The sequence below is a fragment of the Martelella limonii genome (assembly GCF_013344475.1).
Classification (GTDB): Bacteria; Pseudomonadota; Alphaproteobacteria; order Rhizobiales; family Rhizobiaceae; genus Martelella; species Martelella limonii.
In genome coordinates this window covers 85,286-108,517 of the sequence record NZ_JABUOU010000004.1, presented here as the reverse complement: position 1 = coordinate 108,517, position 23,232 = coordinate 85,286, and the positions used below count along the sequence as shown (strand labels likewise).

General features: G+C 60.8%; 17 protein-coding genes and 2 tRNA genes. 11 read left to right on the top strand and 8 right to left on the bottom strand.

Annotation, left to right across the window (positions count from 1 at the left end; all coding sequences use genetic code 11):
- The first annotated feature begins 3 nt into the window (after positions 1-3).
- Together HPQ62_RS10425 and HPQ62_RS10420 are read left to right on the top strand one after the other, a co-directional pair.
- A complete protein-coding gene (locus HPQ62_RS10425) occupies positions 4-2,733 on the top strand; it encodes a tetratricopeptide repeat protein (RefSeq protein WP_174802489.1) in 2,730 nt (909 codons plus the stop codon).
- A gap of 26 nt (positions 2,734-2,759) precedes the next feature.
- Complete coding sequence (locus HPQ62_RS10420; RefSeq protein WP_174802488.1) at positions 2,760-3,956, top strand: alginate lyase family protein; 1,197 nt, start codon at positions 2,760-2,762, stop codon at positions 3,954-3,956.
- On the opposite strand, the gene HPQ62_RS10415 is transcribed toward HPQ62_RS10420, so the two are convergent.
- The gene (locus tag HPQ62_RS10415) at positions 3,957-4,544 is read right to left on the bottom strand and encodes a transglycosylase SLT domain-containing protein (RefSeq protein WP_174802487.1); all 588 of its coding nucleotides are present in this window, start codon (positions 4,542-4,544) and stop codon (positions 3,957-3,959) included.
- 212 nt (positions 4,545-4,756) lie between these two features.
- Between HPQ62_RS10415 and HPQ62_RS10410 the strand changes: the two genes are divergently transcribed.
- Both HPQ62_RS10410 and HPQ62_RS10405 read left to right on the top strand, forming a co-directional pair.
- Positions 4,757-5,146, top strand: coding sequence for a TIGR02300 family protein (locus HPQ62_RS10410; protein WP_174802486.1), 390 nt, complete (start codon positions 4,757-4,759; stop codon positions 5,144-5,146).
- A 272-nt stretch (positions 5,147-5,418) separates the two neighbouring features.
- Positions 5,419-5,494 (top strand) — tRNA-Ala (locus HPQ62_RS10405).
- Positions 5,495-5,604: 110 nt separating this feature from the next.
- On the opposite strand, the gene HPQ62_RS10400 is transcribed toward HPQ62_RS10405, so the two are convergent.
- Positions 5,605-6,057: an Lrp/AsnC family transcriptional regulator gene (locus tag HPQ62_RS10400; RefSeq protein WP_174802485.1), complete on the bottom strand. Its 453-nt coding sequence runs from the start codon at positions 6,055-6,057 to the stop codon at positions 5,605-5,607.
- A gap of 119 nt (positions 6,058-6,176) precedes the next feature.
- Here HPQ62_RS10400 and HPQ62_RS10395 point away from each other — a divergent pair, with 119 nt between their 5' ends.
- Complete coding sequence (locus HPQ62_RS10395; protein ID WP_174802484.1) at positions 6,177-7,154, top strand: nucleoside recognition domain-containing protein; 978 nt, start codon at positions 6,177-6,179, stop codon at positions 7,152-7,154.
- 112 nt (positions 7,155-7,266) lie between these two features.
- Here HPQ62_RS10395 and HPQ62_RS10390 read toward each other — a convergent pair whose 3' ends face one another.
- The gene (locus HPQ62_RS10390; protein WP_174802483.1) at positions 7,267-8,316 is read right to left on the bottom strand and encodes a porin; all 1,050 of its coding nucleotides are present in this window, start codon (positions 8,314-8,316) and stop codon (positions 7,267-7,269) included.
- 286 nt (positions 8,317-8,602) lie between these two features.
- Here HPQ62_RS10390 and HPQ62_RS10385 point away from each other — a divergent pair.
- Positions 8,603-8,678, top strand: a tRNA-Ala gene (locus HPQ62_RS10385).
- Positions 8,679-8,699: 21 nt separating this feature from the next.
- On the opposite strand, the gene HPQ62_RS10380 is transcribed toward HPQ62_RS10385, so the two are convergent.
- Genes HPQ62_RS10380 through HPQ62_RS10365 form a run of 4 tightly spaced genes read right to left on the bottom strand, consistent with a single transcriptional unit; the run spans position 8,700 to position 11,077 of the window.
- Positions 8,700-9,128: a DUF1178 family protein gene (locus tag HPQ62_RS10380; protein ID WP_174802482.1), complete on the bottom strand. Its 429-nt coding sequence runs from the start codon at positions 9,126-9,128 to the stop codon at positions 8,700-8,702.
- Between the two features lie 5 nt (positions 9,129-9,133).
- Positions 9,134-9,988, bottom strand: coding sequence for a carbon-nitrogen hydrolase family protein (locus tag HPQ62_RS10375; protein ID WP_174802481.1), 855 nt, complete (start codon positions 9,986-9,988; stop codon positions 9,134-9,136).
- A 9-nt stretch (positions 9,989-9,997) separates the two neighbouring features.
- Positions 9,998-10,255 carry a glutaredoxin 3 gene (gene grxC, locus HPQ62_RS10370; protein WP_174802480.1) on the bottom strand — a complete coding sequence of 86 codons (258 nt, stop codon included), beginning with the start codon at positions 10,253-10,255 and terminating at the stop codon, positions 9,998-10,000.
- A gap of 36 nt (positions 10,256-10,291) precedes the next feature.
- A complete protein-coding gene (locus tag HPQ62_RS10365) occupies positions 10,292-11,077 on the bottom strand; it encodes a ComF family protein (RefSeq protein ID WP_174802479.1) in 786 nt (261 codons plus the stop codon).
- A 67-nt stretch (positions 11,078-11,144) separates the two neighbouring features.
- On the opposite strand from HPQ62_RS10365, the gene HPQ62_RS10360 reads away from it, so the two are divergent.
- Complete coding sequence (locus tag HPQ62_RS10360; protein WP_174802478.1) at positions 11,145-12,017, top strand: methyltransferase domain-containing protein; 873 nt, start codon at positions 11,145-11,147, stop codon at positions 12,015-12,017.
- 34 nt (positions 12,018-12,051) lie between these two features.
- On the opposite strand, the gene HPQ62_RS10355 is transcribed toward HPQ62_RS10360, so the two are convergent.
- Positions 12,052-12,390 (bottom strand): darcynin family protein, encoded by a 339-nt coding sequence (locus HPQ62_RS10355; RefSeq protein WP_174802477.1) that lies wholly within the window; start codon positions 12,388-12,390, stop codon positions 12,052-12,054.
- 81 nt (positions 12,391-12,471) lie between these two features.
- On the opposite strand from HPQ62_RS10355, the gene HPQ62_RS10350 reads away from it, so the two are divergent.
- The 4 genes from HPQ62_RS10350 to HPQ62_RS10335 form a co-directional block, all read left to right on the top strand.
- Entirely contained in the window at positions 12,472-13,071 is a 600-nt protein-coding gene (locus HPQ62_RS10350; RefSeq protein WP_174802476.1) for a TetR/AcrR family transcriptional regulator, read from the top strand.
- Positions 13,072-13,432: 361 nt separating this feature from the next.
- On the top strand, positions 13,433-14,845 hold the full coding sequence (locus HPQ62_RS10345) for a GGDEF domain-containing protein (protein ID WP_174802475.1): 1,413 nt from the start codon (positions 13,433-13,435) through the stop codon (positions 14,843-14,845).
- 500 nt (positions 14,846-15,345) lie between these two features.
- Positions 15,346-20,559, top strand: a complete 5,214-nt coding sequence (locus tag HPQ62_RS10340) for an autotransporter domain-containing protein (RefSeq protein WP_174802474.1) — start codon at positions 15,346-15,348, stop codon at positions 20,557-20,559.
- Between the two features lie 546 nt (positions 20,560-21,105).
- Positions 21,106-23,232, top strand: a 2,127-nt coding sequence (locus tag HPQ62_RS10335) for an autotransporter-associated beta strand repeat-containing protein (RefSeq protein WP_206678060.1), incomplete at its 3' end; no start/stop codon positions are given.

Below are 23,232 nucleotides of genomic sequence, written 5' to 3'. Positions count from 1 at the left end.
AGCATGAAGATACGCCTTCTCGCCAGAACGGCGGTGGTTGCCGTGTTCTGCCTTTCGGCGGAGTTTGCGGCGGCGGCTGACCTGCCCGTCATCGATTTCCGGCCGCCCGACATTGCTGCTGCAAAGGTCTGTGCCGACCGCAAGTCCGATGATGCTCTGGTCTTGCAGTGGTCGAACTGGGATGGCCGGGAACTGCCGGGCGGCGTGGAATCGCGTGATCTCGATCGGGAGCTGATGCGGCTTCGCAATATCGATGCCAACAAATATTTCGATACGATCAAGTCCGCCTATGACCTGCGCCGGCAGGAGGACCCCTATTATGACCGGGCGGCCTATCTTCTCGATGTCGTGGCGCTTTACGAGGCGGCTGAACGTTTCGATGATCTGAAGAACACCGGCTTTGTCGGCGAACTCGAGACCATCGGGCCTTCGGCGAGCCCCGCCACGGTGAACTTTCTCGCCGACCTCTATCTGCAGGGAAAGGCCGTGCCCCAGGATATCGAGCGGGGCATGCAGCGCAAGCTTCAGGCCGCCTATAATGGTGATCCGGATGCCGTGCTCTATCTCGCCGAGAAGACCGGAAAGGGCGAGGATGTGCCGGGCTGGGACATGGAGCCCGAACTTGCCTTCACCCTTGGCTACTCTTCCTTGCTCGGCAATCTCGACAATGCGGTCTGCGGGCGCATACGCCGCATCGCGCGCGCATTCGAGAAGGGCGATGTGATCGCGCAGGATCACGTCCTGGCTGAAGCATGGTACCGTTTTGCCGCCGATCTCGGCGATGGGCAGGCCGCCTGGAATACGGCGCGCTACCATCTTTCCGGCGAAGGCATCGACAAGGACAACACCAAGCTGCTCCACTATCTGCAGGAGGCCTATGATGCGGGCATCGTGCCAGCAAAGCTGCAGATGGCGCGGCTTTACGAAGACGGCATCCTGGTCCCCGTCGATCTCGGCCGGGCCATGGCGATCTATGATGAACTTGCTGCAGACGGGGAACGTGAGGGCTTTGCCGGTGCGACCCGCCTGTTGGCGCGCCGCGGTCTGGAGACGCCCGAGGACCGGCAGAAATATCATGACCGGCTGGTGGCGCTGACGCGTTTTCCCGAGGCGCCGGGCTGGGCGTTCTCCCGCCTTGGCGAATGGACGCTCGACGAAGAGGGCCCCTGGCAGGGGCAGGCGGAAAGCCGGCAATTGTTCGAGGCGGCTGCCGCGCGCGGCGATGGCGATGGCAAGCTGGAACTCGCACGGCTCTATCTGCGCGACGGCGACGAAGGCGATCGCAAAAAGGCGGTCGAGATGCTTCAGGCGCTGATTGCCGATGAGGGCCGCATCGCTGCCGTCGATGCGCTCAAGAATGCGCTCCTCTGTGCAAATCCCGCAGGCCCGGAGCCGGGCAAGTGGGAGAAGTGGAAGCAGCTTGAACGCGAGGCCGGCCCGCAATTGCCGGAAGGCGTCACGGCCGAGGCGCTTTCCGACAACGCGGATGCCCTGGCGGGATTGCAGACGGCGGCCCTTTCCGGCAGCACCCAGGCGGCGGGCGATGTGGCGGCGCTCCTTGCCCGTCTCCATCCCGACCGGTTTGAAGATGTGCTGGAGCACTGGACGACCGCCATGCGGGACAAGCCTGGCGGCGCGGCCAAGGTCCTTTCAAGCGCCTATCAGGCCGCGACGACGGACGATCAGCGCAGGCTTGTGGTGACCGACCTGCAGGTGCTTGCGAAGACGGGCGATCCGGCCGCCACTGCGGCTCTTGCCGACATATTGATCGGCGAGGCGGCAGACCGTCCGGCGGCGCTCGATGAGGCGACCGCGCTTGTCGAAGCGGCAGCCGGGCCCATCGAGGGCGAAACGCTCTGGCGCCTGGACGAAGCCTATCGGGCAGCAGGCAAGGGCCGCTACGATCCGCCGGCCGCGCTGCTTGCCGAGATTGCGGGCAGCGGGGATTTCGATGCGCTGCTGTTTGCCGCAAGCCGCGCCGATGATGACAAGGACCGTGCGCTTTTCTACGCGCGCGCCGAAATGGTGATGCCCTGCGATCTCAACGCGCTTGCCCGCAAGGCGCAATACGCGCTGAATGCGGGCCAGCCCGAAGAAGCCGACGAGGCGCTCGATGTGGCGCTTGCGCTTTCGCCGGAAGAGGGATGGCAGCAGGTCAAGCTGGCCGACATCTACACGACGCTCGGCTCCATCGCCGATCGGAAGGAGGCCTTCAGGCTTTATGCGGCGGCGCGCGACCAGGGCTATGATCCGGCCGCCCGGCGGCTGCTTGACTGGTATTCCGATCCCGACAGCCGTTTCTACCAGGAAGACGAGCATGCCACCTTGCTGATCGAGGAGCTAGAGAAGGCTTCGCCGGCAGAGCTTTCAGGCCTTGCCAACCGGGTGAAACATGCGCCGGCAGCGGTGAAAGACAAGGTTTTCTCAGCATTCGACATGGCATCTGCCTATCGCAAGGCTGCCGAAGCCGGCGATCCGGTGGCCATGCGGGAACTCTCCACTATATTGCGGGGAGGGAAAGGCTTGGAGGCTGATGCAGACGAGGCCGCTTCGTGGCTTCAGAAGGCGGCGGAAGCGGGCGACAGCGAAGCCATGCTTCAGCTTGCCCAGGCTTATGCATTCGGCGCCGGCGTCGAGCAATCGGCGGAAAAGGCGAGCATGTGGCTGAAGTCCGCGGCTGATGCCGGCAATGAAGCGGCCGGACGTCTTCTCTCTGGGCTAAAGACCAATTGATGACGACACACGGAAAGAGAGGCGATTTGACTGAGCCAAAAGAGCGTTCCGCGGTGGGGCAGGATCACCACGCCTTTGCGGCAAAGGATCAAGCCCTTTCCGCCGTTGAGGGGCTTGCCGCCGCGAACCGGAGCGCGGTGTCGCTGCCGCGTTCAAGCAGCGCTCTGGGGCTTCTTGCCGGTGCCGGGTTTCTTTTGTTTTCCGGCAGTCCCGTTGCTGCGGCAGAAGGCGAAAAGACCTGCCCCGATTTTCCGCCGCCAACGGTGACGCTCGATTATGGCAGCCGCTATGACACGGCAAGCGCCGATCGCTCCAGTCTGGATGAGCAAAGCGATGCCGATGTCGATGCTGCGCTGAAGGACGCCGACGACTTTATCCGTCAGGTAACCGCGCTTGCCAATGATGCGGTTGCCAATCCGGGCGTCGCGGCCGCCAATGCCGTCTGCGTCATCAACGGCATTCATGCCTGGGCGGCGGCGGATGCCTTCGGCAGTCTTGAAACCGAAAACGCCAAGATGACCTACAGCGCCCGCGTCGGCGGGATTGCCAGCGCCTACCGTCAGGTGCGTGACATGGAAGACGGTCTTGCAGACGAAAAGGCGGTCATCGAGGCCTGGCTGAAAAAGAACGGCGACTTTCTCATTGCCTATTGGGACAATGATGCGCCGCCGAAGGCGCGTCTTGGCAATCTCCGGCTCTGGGCCGCTTATGCGGTCACCGAAATCGCGCTCATCGCCAAGAACCAGGATTACATCAACTGGGCCTTTTCCAGCCACCGCGCGGTTCTCGCCACTGTCGCGGAAGATGGCAGCATGCCCTACGAGATGCGGCGCGGGAAGTTTGCGCTGCATTACCAGTTGCATGCGCTGGCGCCGCTGACGGCGTCGGCAGCGCTGATCTGCCATCATGATTACAGCTACAGTGCGGAGGAAGAGGCTGTGATCATGCAGGCTGTGGCTTTTGCGCTCGCGGCGATCGATGATCCGGGAAAGGCCGCGGCCATTGCCGGCGTCCAGCAGTCGGTTTCAGCCGGTCTCGACAATCAGGAGCCCTTCACGATCGCCTGGCTCGAAGCCTATCTCAGCCTCGTCAGCGATGGTGATATCGATCGCGCGCTGCAGCCGCTGCGTCCGCTGTCCAATTCCAAGCTGGGTGGTGATCTGACGCTGCTCTACCGCAACAACCCGGCCATGCAGCCAGGTTGTTTCAGGAAGGTGGAGTGATCAGGAACAGCGCCTGAGCTGCGCCTCGTATATCTGCGTCATCTTTTGGGCGCGCGCGGCGCCGTTCTTTGCCACCGACCTGTTCTTCCACACGCCGCGGGAATAGCCGGCGTGCCCGGAATGGTAGGCGAGGTAGAGATTGTAGGGATCGTTCAGAGCGATGCCGTTTCGGATATGGCTCTGGTAGTGGTACCAGGCGATGAAGTAGATCGAGTCGCCGAAATCCGTGCGGCTGCCGCGCTGGCCGCTGCGCGACTGATATTCCGCCCACGTGCCATCGAGCGCCTGGGAATAGCCGAGCGCACTGGACGCGCGGGGGCCGGGCAGGAAGCCGAGGATCTTCTTGCGTGGCGGGCGGGCGTGGGAATCAAAGGAGGATTCGACGTAGATCGTTGCCATCAGCACCGACACCGGTACGCCGTAATCGCGGGAGGCCTTTTCGGCATCGCGCCGCCAGTTTTCGAAAATCCCGTTCTTCTGCGCAAAAATCGCGCAGCTGTTGCCGACATTGCTGACGGTGGTCGAGCAAGAGGCGAGCGCGGCTAGGCAGATCACCGCAAAAAGGGTGGTGAGACGGCGAATACACATGAAACAAGCTTGTAGGCGGCAGGATTTAAGAAAAGGTTCTTAAAAATGGTTAACGCTCGGCTTGAAGGGGTTGCGCGGGGCTTCCCGCCGGGTGCAAAAACCATCAACTTAGGCTTTGACAGAAGAGCGGCATGACGATAAGGGACCGCCTGAAGCAAAAGCGCACAGGCGCTGGTCATGCCAGCCTTCAACCGCAACATGAGAGGTCGATCGTGGCGAAAGCGGAACTCGGAACCAAAAGAACATGCCCTGACACGGGCAAGAAATTCTATGACCTGAACAAGGACCCGGTGGTTTCGCCCTATTCGGGCGGCTCCTGGCCACTGACCTATTTCGAGGACACCGCCTCGATCGCCGTTGTCGAGAGTGAGGAAGAGGAAAACGACGTCAAGGAAGTCGATGCCGAAGAGGGTGATGTCGAACTCTCCTCGATCGAGGCGTCCGACGACGACAGCCCCTCGGACAACATTCCGAGTGATGATGACGATGATGACGTCGATCTGGATGATGACGATGACGACACCTTCCTCGAAGCCGACGATGACGACGATGACGACGTCTCCGGCATCATCGGCGTTTCGGACGATGATGACGACAGCTAAGGCTGTCTGAGCGACAGGGGGGCGCCGCGATGCGCATGCCGCCCCTTAGCTTCCCATCGGGCATTCTGGCGCCGGGTCCTTTCGACCCGGCGTTTTTATTTTCCGGTACGCGCGGATCGACATTTTCCGCGCCTTCGGGCCGGCGATGCGGCACGCGCCGATTTTTTTCAGCCTTTCATTTTTTGGGGCTTGCATCGTGCGAAAAAGCACAGTAACAAGCCGCCACCCGACGCGAAAACGTCGCTTCGAACCGCCCCGGCGGTCTGAGGATTGGGGCTATAGCTCAGCTGGGAGAGCGCCTGCATGGCATGCAGGAGGTCAGCGGTTCGATCCCGCTTAGCTCCACCAATTTTCCTGATTGTTGTAAAATGTCACATAGATTGACCTTTTTGTGCAGGCTTTGACCTTTTCGGTCACGGCGGAAGATCTTGTCCAGGTTCATGGCCGGTTCCGGTCGCTTAGATTCGGATTGCCGTTTCGTCTTTCGCCGTGCGGATAACGACCATCGTGAAGAAGCGGGCGACATTGTTTTCATCGCGGAAGATACGGTCGCAGAGCGCGTCGAATTCTTCCATGTCGCGTAGCCGCAACATCAACACGACATCGGTCTCACCGGTTACCCCATAGGCCTGGGATACCGCTTCCTCGGCGCATGCTTTCTCCAGAAAGCGACGCATGTGGGCCTCGCCGTGCAGTTTCAGCTCCACCGTCACCAGGGCCTTGAGCGATCGGCCGGCCTTTGCAGGGTGCAGGATCGCGACGATGCGATCGATCACGCCGGCTTTGCGAAGCCGCTGGACACGGCGCAGGCAGCTTGAGGGAGACAGGCCGACTGCGTCGGCGAGCTGCACATTCGTGCGCGATGCGTCGTGCTGCATCAGGTTCAGAATTTTCCGATCGATCCGGTCCATTCCTCACCCTAGCAACCGGTGCGCAATTTGCAATAAAATTGCAAGTCGGCGCAATTTTTGACCGAACATGCGAAGGCGTTCACGCTATTGCCTGGAGACGGACCACGAGGGAAACGCCCATGCAGATCGTCTCGAAAATATGGAGTAGCACGCGCGGCACGCTGGCCATTTACTGGGTGCTGGTGCGGATCACGGTCCCGATCGCCATCGCAACGGAGCTGTTGTCACGGATGGGCATCATCAAGGCCATCGCACCGGCATTCTCGCCGGTGATGGATCTGGTGGGTCTGCCCGCGGCGCTGGGGCTTGCCTGGCTCACAGGCATGCTGGTGGGCATCTGGGGGGCGGTTCCCCTCGTCTTCACGCTGGCGCCCCACGCATCGCTCAGCGTCGCCGACATCACGGTGTTTTCTGCGCTGATCCTGTTCGCCCACGGGCTTCCGATCGAGCAGAAGATCATCCAGAAGGCCGGGCCGGGCATGATCGCAACGACGCTGCTGCGCATCCTGGGCGGTTTGCTCTACGCATTTCTGCTGCATCACCTTCTGGAGTTCACGGGCTGGTTGTCGGCGCCGGCTGAGACGGCCTGGATGCCGATGAGCGCCACGGCGCGCTGGTCCGATTATCTGGTCGGCCTGGGGGAGGCGATGATGTGGATGCTGGTTATTCTGGTTCTGTTGTCCTGGTCGCTCGACATACTGAAGGCGACCGGCCTGCTGGATCTGATGATGAAGGCGCTCTCGCCGGTGCTCCGGCTTGCCGGCATCCGGGGTGAGGCGGGCCATCTCACGGCCATCGGCCTGTTTCTGGGCATTTCCTATGGCGGTGGCCTGCTCATTCGCGAGGCGCAGTCGGGAGCGATAGCACCGCGTCAGATTTTCCTCGCCTGTGCCTTCATGGGCTTTGCCCATAGCGTGATCGAAGACACGCTGATTGTCGTCGCGCTTGGCGCCGACATCTACGGCGTGCTTGTCGGACGGCTGGTGTTCGCGGTCGCTGCCACGGCATTGATGGCGGCATTGCTGCAGCGGCTTTCCGACAGGGCGTTCTTTTCCAGGATGTTTCGGCACCCGGCAGGTTTGGCAGGAACCCGATAATGCGGATGCCAAAAGACCAGTCCGCCTTTCAAGTAAACGCAGAACTGGTCCATGTCACTGTTCTGAAGCATTCTCTCGCATGTCAGCTGTTACCGTCTGACAGCGAAATGCCCTAGAAATCGCGTTCCATACGCAGCCATCCGAACCAGTTCTGCTGGTTCCAGCTGTCGTCGAGGAAGGCATAGTTGAAGTTGCCGCGCACATGGAGGTTCTTCACGACCTCCCAGTCGGTGGTCACGCCGGCTTCCCAGAACACCTTGTCGTTGCTCGCGACATTGTACTGGGTCTGGGGGGCAAGCACGAAGTTGTCGGTGACGTTGAAATAATAGTCGGCAGCGACGGCATATTTCATGTAGGTGCCGGCGATCGGGGAATCATTCCAGTTGGCGGAGGTGAAGTCCGGGGCGTAGGAGATGAAGCCGCTTTCATAAAGACCGGCGATTTCGAACGTGCCCGGCCCGATGGCAAAGCCGGCCCAGGGGCGGATTGCGTAGGTTTCCGCGTCGGTATCGTATGCAACATCCAGCTTGATGTAGCGCGAATCGGAGGGGGCCCAGGCGACGCGGCCGGAAAGGCCGATCTTCGGGGTCTCGCTGCCGGTTTTGGTCAGAGTGTCCACTTCGAGCGCCAGCTGGAAGCCGTCGGACGGGAAATAGCCGAGGCGGACGGCGTTGTAGCGGCTGACATTGTCGATATTGTCGAGTTCGCCCCAGAGGTCTTCGTTCCAGAAACCCTTGATGTAACCGGCGCGCAGGGCCACGGTATCGCCGATTTCGATATAGGCCTGGTCGAACTTGAATTCGTCTCCACCGCCATTGGAATAGTAATAGAATTCCGGCGCCATCAAGCCGGTGAGGGTGCCGAGTTCGGTGTCGGACTTCGCGGTGAACTGCGGCAGGGCCTTCACATAGGGGTCCCAGTCCGCATCGAGCGCCGATCCGGTCTGGATCCCGCCATATTTGCCTTCCCAGCGCACATAGCCGCCGATCTGAAGGCAGGTTTCTGTGCCGGGAATGAAGAAATAGCCTGCGCCGTAGGCGTCGCAGACTTCCACGTAATTGGCAGTCACAGGCTCGATCACCATCACGGGATCAGCTGCGTGCGCACTTGCTGCTGCGACAAGCATCGAGGCGGAACCAAGAAGCGCTAGTTGGATTTTCATGCCTACTCTCCAGAAACCGATTTGATCCGAGTGCAATCCGCCGGGGCGCGCCCGTTTCCCCGTGTTTGTTCCGGCAACTGCAATTGCAACTATACGTAAGGGGAGATCAAAGACAATTGTGCTCTGCGCGGCCCTGTCAATTCGCAAGCCGGTGTGGTGAATCGGTAACTTTTTTCGACTTGTTGAAATAGCTACAGTGCCCGATGGAAGGTGCCGAGACGCCTGCTGTGACACGCTTTCGATCTTGCCGGCCAAGAGGCTTTGGCGTATCTGTTTGAACAGGTCAGGGGCCGTAGCTCAGCTGGGAGAGCGCTGCAATCGCACTGCAGAGGTCGGCGGTTCGATCCCGCTCGGCTCCACCATAGGTCTCATGCGCGTTTCGGTCAGTTCTTGTCATCCGGAAGGATCGGGAGCGGCATGATCTCGATGCCTTCATCGAGAAGGTCGCGCACCTGATCCGGCTTTGCCTCGCCGATGATGCCGCGTTCTTCAGCCTCGCCGTAGTGGATCTTGCGCGCCTCGTCGGGGAACCGGTCTCCCACGTCTTCTGCGTTGGCGCGTATGTCGGCGACGGCCTTGCGCAGCTTGTCCATCGCTTCGCGCTGGGCCCTGTCGATCAGCGCTGCCTTTCGGCTTTCCTGGCTGCGCGCGGTCGAAACCTGTGGCGCCATCAATCCCTTGGCAACCTTTGCGGAATTGCAGACCGGGCAGGTCAGAAACCCGCTCTCGACCTGTTTGTCGAAATCGGCGCTACCGGCGAACCAGCCGTCGAAGGCGTGGCCCTTGTCACAGGAAAGAGCGTAATGGATCACGGGCGTCAGGCTTCCGAAAGAGACCGCGCTTCGATCTCGTTCAAGGTGAATGAGCGGATGTTCTTGAGGTTCGGCACTTTCTGGCGCGCCGCCTTGACCTGATCGGTGTCGACCTCGGCGATGATAACCGTCTCTCCCTCATCGCCGGCCTCGGCGATGATCCTGCCCCACGGGTCGACGATCATCGAATGTCCGAAGGTCTCGCGGCCATCCTCGTGCAGGCCGGCCTGGGCTGCGGAAATCATGTAGGCGCCGTTTTCGATCGCACGGGCGCGCTGCAGCACGTGCCAGTGGGTAAGCCCGGTCTGGCGGGTGAAGGCGGCCGGCGCGGTCAGCACATCGGCGCCGGCAAGCCCGTAGGCATTGAAGAGATCGGGAAAGCGCACGTCATAGCAGATGCCAAGTCCGATCGCTGCAAAGGGCAGCCGGGCGAGCACGGCCTTTTCGCCGGGGCGATAGACCGCGCTTTCGCGCCAGCTTTCGCCATTGTCGAGATCGACGTCAAACATGTGGATCTTGTCATAGCGGGCGAGAATGCTGCCATTCGGAGCGAAGAGCAGGCCACGATTGGCGATCATGCCGTTTTCGACGGCAATCGCCGTCGAGCCGATGTGGAGGTGAATGCCGAATTCACGCGCAAGCGCCGCAGAGGTGCGCACGATGATATCTTCGGCTTCCGGCTTCAGCACCGCCATCAGGCCCGCGCGGTTCTTCTGGACCGCGCCCGTCATCTCCGGCGTCTGGATATAGGTCGCGCCATGGCGCGCGGCGTCTCGCACCAGACGCGAAAGCGTCTCTGCGTTCTTCTCGGGATCGACGCCCGAATGCATCTGAACGGCGGCGGCCTTGAAGCGTGTCATCTTGTCACCTCATGCAGAAAGGAGCGGGTCGAGCTTGCCGTCGGCTTCGAGCGCATAGAGATCATCGCACCCGCCGATGTGCCGGCCGTCGATGAAAATCTGCGGGAAAGTCGATTTGCCGCCGGCGCGCTCGATCATCGTCGCGCGCACGTCTGGCGTCTCGGTGGCGTTGAACTCGGTATAGGCCGCGCCCTTCTTGTCCAGAAGCGCCTTGGCGCGGGCGCAGAAGCCGCAGAAATCACGGGTATAGATATCGACAGTCGCCATCTGGTCGTGCCCCCTGGTCAAAAAACTGGATGCACTTCATATAGTTTCATCGAGCACGCGTGCAAAGGTCAAAATGCTGACATCGGCTGCCCCCTTGCGCTTGAGCACACGCGCGACCGCCGAAACCGTGGCGCCGGTGGTGTAGACATCATCGATCAGGACGATGCGCTTGCCGAACACGAGGTCCTCGCTGTTCGGGGCGAGCGTGAAGGCGCCGCGGACATTGTCCTCCCGGGCAGCGCGGGTGAGGCCAACCTGCTGGATGGTGCGCTTGCGGCGCCGGACGAGGCCCGGCAGAAACGGCTTGCGCGAGAGCCGCGCAACATGGCGGGCAAGCTCTGCGGACTGGTTGAAACGCCGCGCCATCAGCCGGGTGGGGTGGAGCGGAACGGCGGTGATGGCATCGCACTGGCTGACCATCCCGTCCTCGGCGCGCAGCATCCATCCCGCCATCATGACGGCGAGATGGGTGTTGTCGCGGTATTTGAGCGCGTGGACCAGATTGCGCACCGCGCCGGTGTAGAATGCGGACGAGCGCAGCCTGTCGAAATCGGGCGGATGAGCGATCGCCTCCGGGCTCAGGATCCCGTCGCCCAGATCGTGCGAGAAGGGAGTGCCGAGCACTGCGCAGAATGGCCGTTCTATGAAGCGGATGTCGCTCCAGCATTGGGTGCAGAGCGCCCGGTGGGAGCCGGTGCCGCGCCCGCAGGCGGCGCAGACCGGGGGAAAGATCAGATTGCCGACAGCGCCGATCGCGCCCAGCGCCAATGCTTCGGAGCGGGAAGCGATGCTCTTGAAAAGCGAAGATCCGGTTTCGTCCATGCCATTGACACTAGCGCGTTCGCGGGTGCATTTCGAGGCCAAAGCGCGGCGACGAGGGATTTCGGTGATGGAACAGGTTTTCGATACGGCGCGGGTGGCGAAGAACCGCCTCGATGCCTTCCGGAAGGGGCAGGCGGGTGCCGATTTCATGCTCGGGATCGTCGCCGAGGAACTGGCCGATCGGCTCGCCGTGGTCGAGCGCCGGTTCGACAAGGCGGCGGAACTGCATGGCGCAACCGGTCTGGTGGCCGCTGCCGCGCTTGCAACGGGCAAGGTTGGCGCCGTCGAGCGCGTAGAGGCGGATCCCGCCTTTGGCGCTGGCGCGGTGGCGCCGCTCGAGCTGCCCGGGCTCGATGATGCCTCGCTCAACCTCGTGCTGTCGCCGCTGGTCGCCCATCTGATCAACGATCTGCCGGGCTACTTCATCCAGATCCGCCGGGCGCTGAAACCCGATGGTCTGTTTCTGGCCGCCATTCCCGGCAGCGGAACGCTTGCCGAGCTGCGCGACTGTCTGCTTGCGGCAGAGGTCGAGCTCTATGGTGGGGCAAGTCCGCGGGTCATCCCGTTTGCCGATGTGCGCGATATCGGTGGTCTCCTGCAGCGCGCCGGCTTCACGCTGCCCGTCGTCGATCAGGAAACCTATACGGTGCGCTATGACAGCCTGTTTTCTCTGATGGCGGACCTGCGGGCGATGGGCATGACCAATCCGCTCATTGGCCGCTCCGGCAAGCCCGTCAGCCGCCGCTTCTTCCTGCGCGCGGCCGAGCTTTATGCGGAGCGCTACGCCGATACCGATGGCCGCATCCGCGCGAGCTTCTCGGTAATCTACGTCTCGGGCTGGAGCCCGCATGAAAGCCAGCAGAGGCCGCTGAAGCCGGGCTCGGCCAAGGCGCGGCTTGCCGATGCGCTCAACACCGAAGAAATCAGGCTGAAGCGCTGACCGGGCGTCGAAAGGGCCGTTGTCTTCGGCACGCTCAGGCCGCCGTGCGAGTTGCCGCTTCATAAGTCTTCCAGCCGTCTTCCAGCGATGGCAGGAGGGCTACGAGCTCGAAATAGGGCTCGGCGAAAAGCGGCGTATCCTTCAGCCGCTCGATCGTTGCGTGAAGCGCCGCTGCCGACGGTGCGGCAAACATCCAGATGTCGCTGCACATCGCCGAAAACGCTTCGCAATCGAACTGGCGGAAGGCCGGCAGGCCTGAGGCTGCCGCAGCCCCGATCCGCCGGCGCTCGGCGCGCGGCGCGGCAAGCCATGCAGGCAGCGCCTTCACGAGAATGAAAACGGTGAGTTCGGGGTGATCGCTCGGCTCGGTCATCTGCTGTCCTTTCATTTGCCTTTCACGGGTGGAGGCAGTATGTGAGCAATTGCTCGGTTTACATACTCGCATTGGAACGCCATGTCGCGAACCCGCCCGAAGGCGCCCCCGGAGGCCAGAAAGGCGCCACAGCAGGCGCGTGCGATCGCAACCTGCGCGGCAATCGTCGAGGCTTCGGCTCGCATTCTCGAGACCGATGGCCCGGCAGGTCTGACGACCAACGGCATTGCCGAAAGGGCGGGGGTAAGTATCGGGACGCTCTACCAGTATTATCCGGACAAACAGGCGATCGTCGTTGCCCTCATCCGCCGCGAGCGCGCGGCGCTGCTGCGCGAGATCGCCTTCATTCAGGCGGATGATCCGCAGGCGCTGGAGACGCTGATCGCTCTGTCGATCCGGCATCAGTTCCAGCGGCCGAAGCTCGCATCCGCGCTGGAAGTGCTGGAGCTGACCCTCTGCCTCGAAGGTGAAGCCTCCGCGATGGCGCGCCAGATTGCAGACCTTTCTTCCAGGCTCTTGAGGTCGCGTTTCGGCGATGTTGCGCAGGAGGACCTGCTGACGGCGGTGCTGATCGGCCGCGCCCTGATCAACGCGGCGGGCGAGGGGATCTTGCCGGAAGAGGGGCTTGCCGATCGTGTCAGGAGGGCGGTTGCAGCCTATCTTGGCGAACGCCGGACATAGTTCTAGGCAAAGCCCGGAAGTCTTGCCTGAAGTCGGCGGAAGCTTTCATTCTTTGAGGCGATTCAGCTTCCGCCCTCTTACGCCTCTATTGTCACGGCTGAAGTCTTGCGGATGCGGTTGAAAAAGTTGAGGATCGATTGAAGCGCGAGTGGGAGACTCAGCGTATTTCTGTTCAGAGTACTTTCGTTAGATCGTTTGGCCCGCTGAGGGCTCGTCATCGTTGTTTTCGGGCGCGCGCGCAACACATCTGCGTTTCAGCGAAAAGCCCGGTGCGTCGATACGCTTCAATTCTTCAGTGTGATGCCGCTGCCGGCATCTGCCGTTGGCAGGGACAGGGTCGAGGGGAATTCGGGATGTTGATTTGAAACACCGGAAGATCGTCAGGGAATTCCTGCTTTTTGCGTGCTTCCTGATTCTGGTCCTGCTCGCAGCAGGGATCAGTCTCAAGAGCCGCCCCGTTGCGGGTTTCGCCATCCTTTGGCTGCCGAATGCCCTTGTTCTTGGCCTCTGGGTCCGGTTTCCGCAGCTTGTTTCGCGCTATGCCCTGCTTGGCGCCGCATGCGGCTATCTGGGAGCCGACGTCTGGTTCCAGACGCCCTCTGTGGTCACGTTCATCTTTGCCTGCGGAAACCTTGCAAGCATAGGCACCGCCTACATGCTGTTGATGAGGCTGAGCGCAGCTGAACGCAGGCTCGTCGGCATTACCGCGGTTCTTAAGATATTTGCCGTCACGCTCGTTGCAAGCGCCGTCGGAGGGGCCGCCAGCGCGTTCGCGTCCTATTTCTACCTGGGCATCAAACCATTTGCAGGCTGGTCTTACTGGTTCGTCACAGATGCGGTGAATTACGTGACGATCCTGCCGGCGCTGCTGGCGCTGCCGCGAAGTTTCAGGCCCTTTCAAAGACGCTTCAGGCAAATGGCACGGGATTTCAGGGTGCGGCAGTATCGGAGGGTGCTTCCGCTGTTGTCGCTTGTCGCTGTCGGTTCCGCGGGGCTGATGATCGGCGGTCCAGGTGCAATCACCTTTCCGCTTCCGGTGCTGCTCTGGTGTGCGGTCACCTATGATGTGTTTACTGTCGCCTGCCTTACCTTGGTCTTTGGTGTGTGGGCGCAATGGGCTGTCGCGACCGATATCTTCCTGCCGAAGCCGCAGCAAAGCACGCGGGCCTACCTCACGCTGTCGCTGCATCTCGGCATCGCCTTCATCGCAGTCTGCCCGAATATCCTGGTCGCGGTGATATCATCGCATAGGGCTCTGCTTGTAAAATATCAGGCGCTCGCTTCAAGGGATTCGCTGTCAGGGTTGTTGAACCGTCGCTCTTTCTTCGGGCGGGGGCAGCTTCTGCGCGCCGCTTCGATCGAGAAGGGCGCCCCGATCTCGTTGCTGATGATCGATATTGACAACTTCAAATCGATCAATGACGGCCATGGGCACCTTGCGGGCGACGAGGCGATCCGCTGCATTGCGCGGACGATCGAGGCCCGCACCAGGAGTGACGATGTCATTGCCCGGATCGGAGGGGAAGAATTCGCGATTCTTTCAAGTGGCCTTAACCACGCAGAGCTCGACGAGCACGCGGAGAGGATCCGCAAGGCGAGCGAGGACTTGGAAATCGTCGTGGATGGTGCGCGCTTCTCGGTGACAGTGAGTATTGGCGCGATCTACAATCCGGACCGCTCCATCGATATCGACCGGATGATCAGGCGCGCGGATGAAGCGCTCTATCGGGCCAAGCAGACTGGCCGCAACAGGGTGGTGGTGCTCACGCTCTGAACCGGCTCTGCCACTGCTTTCGGCGTATCTTCTAGCGATAAAGCAAGCGCACCGGCCTCGCCCCAGTCTCTGCCATGCAAGAGCATTCGCGGCCATGGTCTCCGGCGCGTGCCGGACCGGCGCAGGTCGTCGGACGAATCAGCACTCAATGCAGTTTGAACGCGTGCATTTCGATGGATCGGATGCAGCTGCGATGTGGATTTCCGCACCGCGCCTCCGAGGCAACACTATGTCGGTGTTTTGCAATGCATGCGCGAAGATAAGGTTCGTTTCCTCCTGATAAATAACGTTTTTTAGACTTAGTTAAATTGCATTAAACTAATTTATATATCGTATAATTAAGTACAGATTGAAGCAAAAAGAGTCTAAAAATAAAAATTGACCAATCTTTAACCGTTCAGTACTTAGATGTATGCATGGTTGTGTTTTCGGAAAAACCTTTCCGATGCTTCGTCTAACGAACTGATTTGATCCTGTCTTTTGGGTTGAGGGGAATTGGCATGTTGAAGGCTCGTGCTGCAGGCGCATACAAGGCTATGAACGGCCGCAACCGGAAGGATGATGCTTCTGGAACCTTAAAGTCGCGTCTGGGCTTCTATCGGTCGCAGACCGCGATCGCCAGGCTGTTCGGCATGGGGATCATTCTCCTCGCAGGCGGGGCTGACCGGGAAGCTGCGTCGCAGGATCTTTACTGGAACCCTGACTCCTCGATCGGCACGGGGGCGGAAATTGCCGGCGGTCCCGGTACATGGTCGGTCAACCCTGCCTATTCAAACTGGACCAACCAGGACAATACTTCTCCAGGCGCGCCGTGGATCCAGGGCGGTACCGCTCACTTGAACGGATTTTATAGTGAGTCCGATCTCACGCCCGTCAGCGTTGATGGAACGATCGATTTCGACACGATCTATTTTTATGATCTGATCGAACCTTATACGACTGTTGACTCGACCTACCAGCTCAGGGGCGGCACCCTTCGGCTTGCGCCCGCCAATGGAACGACGGCCACCATCTGGACATATCCTGGCGAGGTTGAGAATTCCATTATCGTGAGCGTTGCTTCCGACATTGTCGCCAACGGTGCAGCGAAAAACCTGAATGTAACCGGACCCGGCATGATAACTTTTCTGGGGCATGTCGGTTTGGGCGACGGTGTCCTGCATGTGGAATCTGGCGGAGGCATTGGCCTTGGTGCGGTTTCCAGCTTGTCGGTCTATGTTTATTTTGAAGATACGCAAGCCTCGATCGACCCGGAAACCGTCATTGAACTCAAGCCCGGCAAGGACCAGGATGGCATTGTGCAGCGAACCGCTCTCAGCGTTGCAGCACCTCTGGCAGACTATGAATTCAAAAATGTCGTCAGAAGTCTCGATTCAGATCCGTCGATGACCAACGTGCTTTTCGAGGGAAACGGCATGCAGGATGCTTTCACGACGTTTGCAACCGTGACCACGACATATCTGCGAAGTGATAGTCCGGAGATGGTAGGAAAATTGTTTGTCAGGGGCGGGTATCTCGATGGTACCGGCTCCGTGGCAGGGCCGGTTATAATGGACCTTGAGACAGGTCTTCATGGCACGCAGGGAGCGACGTCGCTCGGACTTGGGACGAGCCTCTATTTCCCGGCTCCATTGATTTACAGTGGCGTTCTTTTCGCTGATTCGGGCTCGATACGCATCAATGCAAACGCGGCGAATGCTGACCTGCCGGTATTCTCAACAGGCGACATCGATGTTCGCAATGCCCATATGGAGCTGAATGTCGATAATGCGAATGTTGGCATTTACAATCTGGTCTCCTACAGCGGCACGATCAAGCGGAACGGAACTTCCCTGTTTCTGGAAGCGCCTGTCATCAATGGACTGGCGGGGGCTGGTCCCTATCGCTTCGAGTTTTCCGAACCTGTTGCAGGTCAATCGGATGGCATGATCAGGCTGGTCGTGCTCGATGCGGCGACGAGCCAGATCCGGCAGTTCTGGAACGGAAGCGGAGCCCGCGGCGACTTTATCGGCGGCTCTGGTGTCTGGAATGGTTCAAATCTCAACTGGGCTTCCGACACCGCAGCGTCGCGCCAGTTCGCATGGGCAGGCTCCGTCGGCGTTTTCGAAGGCACTGGCGGCACGGTCACCGTGGTCGGCACGCACGCTTTTGACGAACTGCTCTTCAATTCCGGCGGCTACGTGCTTTCGGCAACGGCCGCCGACTCCCTCACAATGTCGCCCTATCTCGCAACGCGCGGTCATGTTTACGCCCAGTCCGGCACGACCACAATCGGTGTCGATATCGCCGATGGCATGAACAATGCCGGAGCTGCGGTCACATCCATGTTCATCGATGGCAGCGGCACGGTGATTTACCGCGGCGCCAAGTCCTACACCGGCGACACCACGCTGGCGTCCGGGGCGCTCATCTTCGGCGCAAGCGACGGAACGATCGGCGGCGTCAGGGCGAATGTCAACGTCGATGGATCCTCTACCTTTGGGGGCGCGGGTGCCGTCGGCGGCAATGTCGTCATGACGTCCGGGACCACGCTGACGGGCTGGCAGGGCGGCACGCTCGATATTGCGGGCGATCTCGGCTTCGCCGCCGGCACAACAATCCAGGTTGCTCTCAGCGCACCCTCCACATCTCCCCTGTTCATCTCGGGCGATCTGACCCTCGCCGGGTCCGGTGCGACGATCCTGAATGTCGATAATGGCGGTACGACTCTGCCGGGGGGCTATTATGCCCTGATCCATTCGCAGGCGACGCCGATTGCCACATCGTTCACAGATATCACGCTGGGCACCGGCGCGCCGGTGGGCTCCCTGCTGCAATATACACCGGTCGGCCATATCTATCTGAAAGTCCCGGGCCCCAACGTTCCCAATCTCAGCTATTGGGACGGCGCTGTCACCAGCGGTTCGGGCGCCATTACCGGCGGATCCGGCGTCTGGGATGCAACCACAACAAGCTGGGGTGACGCCGACCCCGCCACCACACATGCCGCATGGAAGCAGGGCGACATCGCTGTCTTCACAGCAAATCCCGGCACAGTTCTGGTGGACAGCGTCGGCCTTCAGGCAGGCGGCCTGCTGTTTGGCGCCAGCGGCTATACGCTCACCGGCAATGCGCTGACATTGTCCTCTGCGACGCAGGACGGTTACGGTGAAATCGCGGTCGGGCCGGATGCTGCCTATGTCGCTACCATTTCCGCACCGCTTGCCGGCCCTGTCGGTGTCAACAAGACGGGCGCGGGCCGACTTGAGCTGCAGGGTGCCAACACCTATGACGGCGGCACCATGCTGACCGGCGGCACGCTCGCCGTGTCGCGTGACGAAAACCTGGGCGCTGCGGCCGGCACGATAACATTCGCAGGCGGTACGCTCGCTGCCACAGCCAGCTTTGAGACCACGCGCGACGTCGCATTCGATCGGCATGGAGGCAGGATCGTCGTCGAAAACCAGTCCGACACGGTGACGTTCTCCGGCACCATGTCGGACGACGAAAACGAGATCGGAACGCTCATCAAGTCAGGCCCGGGGACGCTCGTTCTTTCCGGTACGAGTAGCTATGCGGGCGGCACCCTTGTCGCCGATGGTACCCTGTCTGTCAGCGCCGATGCCAATCTCGGCGCCGCAGCAGGGGCCATAACCCTTGACGGCGGCACGCTGCTGGCAAGCTCGAACTTTTCAACGGGCCGTGTGTTCGTGCTCGGTGGAAAGGGCGGAACGGTGGATGTCGCCTCGACGAGCGGAGAGCTCATCGCCAATGCTGCGTTCGCCGATCCTGGCGGTCTTGACGGTGGCCTCGTCAAGACCGGTGCCGGCACGCTTGTCATGGCGGCCGATAGCATATTCAGCGGGGCGACGACGATCAGCGAAGGCAGGATACGTCTTGGCAACAACGGCGCAACGGGCTCTCTGGTGGGCGATGTCGCCATTGCAGAGGGCGCTGCGCTTGATGTCATGCGCAGCGGCTTCTGGAACTATGGTGGCACCCTTTCGGGTTCCGGTACCTTCAATCTCCTCGGCTCCTCAACGACGCAGCTTTACGGCGACAGTTCCGCGTTCGGCGGCGTCACCACGATTTCGAACGGCGAGTTGTGGGTGAACGGAGCGCTCGGTGGCGCAATCCTGGTCAATGGGGGTGTGCTGAGCGGGGCCGGAAGGCTCGGCGCGGTCGATATCAACGCCGGCGGCACCATCACGGCCGGAACCTCGTTCGAGCAGGGCACGCTCTATATGGATGCGCTGGCGTTCCGTCCGGGTTCGGCCTACAGCGTCAACCTCGCGGTGACGGGAACGGCGGTTCAGGCCGATCTGCTTTCGGCGTCCGGTCTCGTCGCCATTTCGGGCGGTCAGGTCAGCCTCGTCACCGACCAGAGAACGGTGGTCGATGGAGAGCAGGTGGTCATCATCACGTCGGATGATCGCGTGATCACGGCAGATGGCGATGGCGACGGCACGGCTGGCTTCGATCCGACGGTATTGTCGAGCTCCGCCTATGTGGGGGCCAATATCGGCTACACGGATAACACCGTATTCCTCACCCTCATAGACTACACCAAAGCAGCGACAACGCTCTGCCTGCCGGGCATGACTGCAAATCAGTGTGCGACGGCAGACGGCATCCTCAGCGTGGGGGCCGGGAGCGCTCTGGTCGGATCGCTCACCAACCTTCCTGGCGATGTGCTTGGCGGCGCGCTTGACCAGCTCTCGGGGCAGATGCTGGCCTCAATCGGCGGTGCCATGGTTGAGGACAGCCGCTTCGTGCGCGATGCGACGCATGCGCGGCTGAGAAAGGCGCTGGGCGGGATCGCGCCGAACAGCGCTGCCGGCGGCGTCACGAGTTATGCGGACGAGCGCTCTACCGATCAGCCATTCGAGGCGTTTTCAGAAGCGGATGCAGGCGCAGGCCTCTGGGCAAGCGGCTACGGCGCGTGGTCGCGGATGGACGGAAACGCAAATGCCGACACCATGACGGACAATGTCGGCGGCTTCATGGCCGGCTTCGACCTACCGGCTTTCGACACGATGCGGTTCGGCGCGCTCGTCGGCTATGGCCGCTCCAATTATTCGGTCGACAGCGTCATGTCGTCTGCCGCGAGCAATGACTATTCGCTCGGCGTCTATGGCGGTGGCCAGTGGGGTGGTTTCGGCGTCGGTTTCGGAACGGCCTATACATGGCATGATGTCTCGACGTCGCGACAGATCGCCTATCCGGGTCTCACGGAGATGGAAAGCGGCAGCTATAATGCGGGAACCTACCAGATCTACGGCGAGGTGAACTACGGCTATGAACTGGTTCAGGATGTCCGGACCGAGTTCTTCCTCAATGCCGCCTATGTCGATCAGGACTCGGATGGCTATACCGAGGCAGGCGGTCTGGCGGCGCTGAACGCTGCATCGAGCCGCATGAACACGGCGTTTTCCACGCTTGGCGTCAGAGGGGCCTATGCCTTCGAAATCGGTGAGGCGCAAAACCAGATTATCGGCACGGTTGGCTGGCGTCATGCCTATGGAGATGTCAATCCGTCCGCCATGCTGAATTTCATCGGCGGTTCCCCCTTCGGCATTGACGGTCTGCCGCTCGCGGAAGATCAGGCCCTCCTGTCCGTGGCCTGGGAGTCGGCCATCACCAGCGATATCGCGCTTGAATTGAGCTATACCGGGCTTTTCGGAAGCAATTATCAAAGCCAGAATGTCGTTGGCCGGTTCAACATGAAGTTCTGATCATTGCTTGCGCGAGGACATCGTCACTGACGATCTTCGAAGCCATAGGAGCATTGCCGGGAAGCCGGCAATGCTCCTTTTGCGTTGGCCCTAACGCCGGTATCCTCTGCGCATCGGCGGCGTCTTCCTGACGTTTCAACCACGCCCATGACGTCCTGAACGCTGCGCCCGTTTGCACAACAGGGCGCAGTTTCCGTCATTCCCGCGTCTCACCGGTCTCAAATCTCGCAGGCTCCGCCTCTTTATGTGGTCTTTCAATGCATAGCAAAATCATGGTTATCCATCGTACTTTAATGCGTAAAATATAATATAAATACAATCAATACATGTAAAATACATTTTTATTGTAAAAATTGGAGATATGTTTATTGTATTTATATCGAATTAGTTCAGTTATACGTGGTTAACTCGGGGGATTACATGTATAATCAAAAATCAGCACGCGTTGGTGTGCGTCTCGATGACGCTGTTCGGAATGCGCTCGCTCTGGCAAAGCCCGTCCTTCCCTCGTTTGCGCGCCGCAGATCATTCCGATCGCAGACCGGGTTGGCGCAACTCGCCGCCATGGGCGTCATCGCCCTGACAAGCCTGTCTGCGGGCCATGCTTCGGCCCTCGATCTCTACTGGAACCCGGACGGCACGATTGGAACGGGTGTGCCGATCGTCGGTGGTGCGGGCACCTGGTCGACCAGTTCGACCTTCGCCAACTGGACGAACCTTGCAAATACCGCAGCCGGGCAAGCCTGGCCCATCGGGGGCGCCATCGCCCATCTCGGCGGCAATTTCACTGCGGAAGCCAGCCTGTTACACACGGAAATCACGATCGACGGCACGATCGACTTCGATTCCATCTTTTTCTTCGATGATTTCAGCGGCACCACGACGGTGGATTCGCCCTACGTTCTCAGGGGCGGGGCGCTGAGGCTGGCGCCCGCCAACGGTACCACCTCGACGATCTATGTCTATCCCGGTTTATCGAACAATTCCGCGCCGATCGGTATCTATTCCGATATCGTTGCCAATGGGGCGGCGACCAATCTCGATGTCACCGGTCCGGGCTGGCTGGTGCTGAACGGTCATGTCGGTCTTGGCAGCGGGGTCTTGCACATCGCGTCGGCCGACGGCGTCTCGCTCGGCTCGATCGAAAGCCAGGGCAATTACCGCCAGCTTGGCGACTATCAGGCCTCGATCGATCCTGACACGATCATAGAACTCGCCCCGGCCCTGGATGGAAATGGAGTTCAGCAGCCGGGCACCGTGATATTCGCTGCACCTCTGGGTGATTATCAACTGCGCAATGTAATCAGAAGCACCAGCACCAACGCCGCAGATTCCAGGGTCGGGCTCTTCAACAACGGTGCCTATATATACGGTTCGCCGCCTGCGACGATCACCACGACCTATCTGTTGAGCGACAATCCCGACATGCATGGCACGACCGAGCTCTATGCGGGCTATCTCGACGGCACGGGCTCTGTTGCGGGGCCGGTGCTGATCGGGTATCAGGCGGAACTGCACGGTACCCAGGGCAGCACCTCGCTGGGGCTTGGTACAAGTCTGACCTTGAGCCCCGCGCTGATATTCTCGGGCATCACCGTCTACTCGGCCAGCGTCATGGCCTTCAACGTCAATGCGGCCAATGCCGATCTTGCGATGTTCACAACCGGCGACCTGAACATCAAGGACGGCCTTCTGACCGTCACTGTCGATAACCAGAATGCGGGAATATACAATCTCGGTGCCTATAGCGGCACCTTCACGGGCAATGGCGCTCTGCTCTTCTCCGCCGCAGCGACGATCAATGGTCTGGCCGCCGGCCAACATTACATCCTCGAAAACACCGCCCCCATTGTGGGCGGTGAAAAGGGCATGCTCCGGCTGATCGTGCTCGACAGCGCGACCGACGAGGTCGACTCCTACTGGAACGGGGGCGGCGCAAAGGGCAATTTCGTCGGCGGCACTGGCACCTGGGATAGCTCGACCATGAACTGGGCAAGTGACACCACGGCCGCCCAGGAATTTGCCTGGTCGAACTCCGTCGGCATTTTCGATGGCACGGGCGGCGCGGTGACGATTTCTGGCGTCCAGAGGTTCGATCGGCTCGCCTTCAACGTCGACGGCTACACGCTGTCGGCGGCCGCAGGCAGCGGTCTGAAGATGTCGCCCTATTCGGCCACAACGGCCAGCATCACCGTTGCTGCGGGTTCCACCACCATTGCAGCCGACATCCTCGACGGCACGAACCAGGCCGGCGCGCAGGTCAACGCCCTTGCCATTGACGGCCCCGGCACGCTTGTTCTTTCGGGTTCGAAGTCGTTTACGGGTCTGACGTCGGTTCAGTCCGGGACGCTGCAGCTTGGGGATCAGACGGCAGCTGCGGGTCTTTCGGGTGCGCTCGAGGTCCTGAGCGGGGCGACGCTTGCAGGCGTTGCCAACGGGGGCAACGCGCCGCAGACGATTGTCGGGCTGACGACGCTCGATCAGGGCGCGAACCTTGTGGTGACGCTGTCGCTGATGCCGGGCAATGCGGCGCTGTTCGACGTGTCGACGGCGGGTCTCGACATCTCCGGCGGCATTGTCAATGTGACGGTCGCCAACCTCGGTTCGCTGTCTGCCGGGCGCTACAATCTGTTCGACTATGGCAGCCCGTCGATGCTCGTCGGCGCGGTCACC

Excerpts from the sequence above, each read along its gene's own strand:
- HPQ62_RS10425 (WP_174802489.1), top strand. The coding sequence starts at position 4 with ATGAAGATACGCCTTCTCGCCAGAACGGCGGTGGTTGCCGTGTTCTGC.
- HPQ62_RS10415 (WP_174802487.1), bottom strand. The coding sequence starts at position 4,544 with ATGTGTATTCGCCGTCTCACCACCCTTTTTGCGGTGATCTGCCTAGCC.
- HPQ62_RS10400 (WP_174802485.1), bottom strand. The coding sequence starts at position 6,057 with ATGGACCGGATCGATCGGAAAATTCTGAACCTGATGCAGCACGACGCA.
- HPQ62_RS10395 (WP_174802484.1), top strand. The coding sequence starts at position 6,177 with ATGCAGATCGTCTCGAAAATATGGAGTAGCACGCGCGGCACGCTGGCC.
- HPQ62_RS10390 (WP_174802483.1), bottom strand. The coding sequence starts at position 8,316 with ATGAAAATCCAACTAGCGCTTCTTGGTTCCGCCTCGATGCTTGTCGCA.
- HPQ62_RS10375 (WP_174802481.1), bottom strand. The coding sequence starts at position 9,988 with ATGACACGCTTCAAGGCCGCCGCCGTTCAGATGCATTCGGGCGTCGAT.
- grxC (WP_174802480.1), bottom strand. The coding sequence starts at position 10,255 with ATGGCGACTGTCGATATCTATACCCGTGATTTCTGCGGCTTCTGCGCC.
- HPQ62_RS10365 (WP_174802479.1), bottom strand. The coding sequence starts at position 11,077 with ATGGACGAAACCGGATCTTCGCTTTTCAAGAGCATCGCTTCCCGCTCC.
- HPQ62_RS10360 (WP_174802478.1), top strand. The coding sequence starts at position 11,145 with ATGGAACAGGTTTTCGATACGGCGCGGGTGGCGAAGAACCGCCTCGAT.
- HPQ62_RS10355 (WP_174802477.1), bottom strand. The coding sequence starts at position 12,390 with ATGACCGAGCCGAGCGATCACCCCGAACTCACCGTTTTCATTCTCGTG.
- HPQ62_RS10350 (WP_174802476.1), top strand. The coding sequence starts at position 12,472 with ATGTCGCGAACCCGCCCGAAGGCGCCCCCGGAGGCCAGAAAGGCGCCA.
- HPQ62_RS10340 (WP_174802474.1), top strand. The coding sequence starts at position 15,346 with ATGTTGAAGGCTCGTGCTGCAGGCGCATACAAGGCTATGAACGGCCGC.